Below are 584 nucleotides of genomic sequence, written 5' to 3'. Positions count from 1 at the left end.
AAGTAATTTCACCTGTTGCAAACTTTAATTACAGTACATCTTATTTATTCTCTAACGGTCCGTTTTCACATGTGGGTTTAAAAGCAGATTTTGCTTTATCTGATGATTTTAGTTTAATGGTGGCGCTTATGAATGCTACAGATACCAATAATAATATGACTGGAGATTATGCTTTAGGGGCACAGTTAGGTTATGCAGGTCAATTTTTAAACTTCTATTATGATTCTGGTGTAGTTTTAGGTTTTGAAATAGACTATACTGGTGGGTTTGATTTATCAGATTCATTCTTCTTAGGTATCAATGCTGCTTACAATGATAACGACGGTTCTGGTTTCTACGGAGCTGCACTATATCCTCAAGTTGCAACTTCTGATAGCTTTTCAATTGGTTTAAGAGGTGAGTACTTTGGATTACACGGTGATGCTAACCCAGCAGAAGAAAGTGTATTTGCTGCAACTTTAACAGGTAGTTATACTGTTGACAACTTAATTATTAAGCCAGAAATTAGATTAGATTCTTGGTCTGACGCTATGCCATACGTTGATAGTGATGGCGCTGCAGCAGATAACTTAGCTGCATTTACT

Annotated in this window: 1 protein-coding gene; it reads left to right on the top strand. The window is 36.1% G+C overall.

Going from position 1 to position 584, the window contains the following annotated elements:
• Positions 1-584, top strand: a 584-nt coding sequence (locus FUA24_RS07425; RefSeq protein ID WP_148541126.1) for an outer membrane beta-barrel protein, incomplete at both ends; no start/stop codon positions are given.

This window comes from Seonamhaeicola marinus (assembly GCF_008085455.1).
The sequence above is the reverse complement of the archived record's forward strand: the minus strand, read 5'-3'. Positions and strand labels throughout refer to the sequence as shown.